1 protein-coding gene is annotated in these 1442 nt (G+C 75.5%); it reads left to right on the forward strand.

Features of this window, described 5'->3' with window-relative positions; genetic code table 11:
- Nucleotides 1-167: 167 nt before the first annotated feature.
- Nucleotides 168-1421: an arsenic transporter gene (locus tag KUM39_RS27895; RefSeq protein ID WP_246620837.1), complete on the forward strand. Its 1254-nt coding sequence runs from the start codon at nt 168-170 to the stop codon at nt 1419-1421.
- Nucleotides 1422-1442: the final 21 nt, after the last annotated feature.

Consider the following 1442-nt stretch of genomic DNA (forward strand, 5'->3'; position numbering starts at 1 on the left):
GTGGGGGGGGGGGGGGCGGACCCCCGCGGGGGGGGGGGGGGCCGGGGGGGCAGGTCCCCTTCGGTCCGCGCCCGCCGGTCTGTTCTGCCTCCCGGTTTGTTTTCATGGGCGGGCACCGTCCGATCCGCCGGGCAGCCGTCGCTCCCCGGAAACCGAGAGGCACCGCCCTGAACACCCCGCTCGCCGAGACCCTGTCCGCCGTGCTGCTCGCCGGTGTGCTCGCCTGGGCCGTCGTACGCCCCTTCGGGCTGCCCGAGGCCGCCTTCGCGGTCCCGGCGGCCGGGATCGCCGTCGCCACCGGCGCGATTCCGCTGGACCACGCACTGGCGGAGGCGGAGCGGCTGGGGCCGGTGGTCGGCTTCCTGGCGGCGGTGCTGGTGCTGGCCCATTTCTGCGCCGAGGAGGGGCTGTTCCAGGCGTGCGGGGCGTGGATGGCGCGCTGGGCGGCGGGCCGTCCGGTGCGGCTGCTGACGGCGGTGTTCGCGCTGGCGTCGGCGATCACGGCCGTACTGAGTCTGGACGCCACGGTCGTCCTGCTGACGCCGGTGGTGTTCGCCACCGCGCAGCGGACCGGGGTACGGCCGAAACCGCATGTGTACGCGTGCACCCACCTGTCGAACACGGCGTCGCTGCTGCTGCCGGTGTCCAATCTGACGAATCTGCTGGCGTTCGCGGCGAGCGGGCTGAGTTTCACCCGCTTCGCGGGGCTGATGGCGCTGCCGTGGCTGGCGGCGATCGCGGTGGAGTACGTGGTGTTCCGGCGGTTCTTCGCCCGTGATCTGGCTGCCGCCGCGCCCCTGGAGCGGGCCGGGGTGGAGGCGCCCGCGCTGCCGGTGTTCGCGCTGGCGACGGTGGGCTGCACGCTGGCCGGGTTCGTCGTGGCGTCGGCGTGCGGGGTGGACCCGGCGTGGGCTGCGGCGGCGGGCGCGCTGGTGCTGGCGGGGCGGGCGCTGCTGCGGCGCCGTACGACCCCGCTGTCCGTGGTGCGGGCCGCGTCCCCGGCGTTCCTGGCGTTCGTGCTGGCGCTGGGCGTGGTGGTGCGGGCGGTGGTGGACAACGGGCTCGCGGGCGCTCTCGGGCAGGTGCTGCCCGGCGGCACCGGGCTGGCCGCGCTGCTCGGGATCGCCGCGCTGGCCGCCGTCCTGGCCAATGTGATCAACAATCTCCCGGCGGTGCTGGTGCTGCTCCCGCTGGCCGCTCCAGCCGGTCCGGGGGCGGTGCTCGCGGTGCTGCTCGGGGTGAACATCGGGCCGAACCTGACCTACGCCGGTTCGCTGGCGACGCTGCTGTGGCGGCGGATCGTGCACCAGCACGAGCACGAGGTGGACCTCGGGGAGTTCACCCGGCTGGGCCTGATCGCGGTGCCGTCGGCGCTGGCGGTGTCGGTGGTGGCGCTGTGGGGGGCGCTGCGGGTGCTGTGAGGCGCGCGGGGTGAGAGGGGT

The organism is Streptomyces corallincola (assembly GCF_019104725.1).
Classification (GTDB): Bacteria; Actinomycetota; Actinomycetes; order Streptomycetales; family Streptomycetaceae; genus Streptomyces; species Streptomyces corallincola.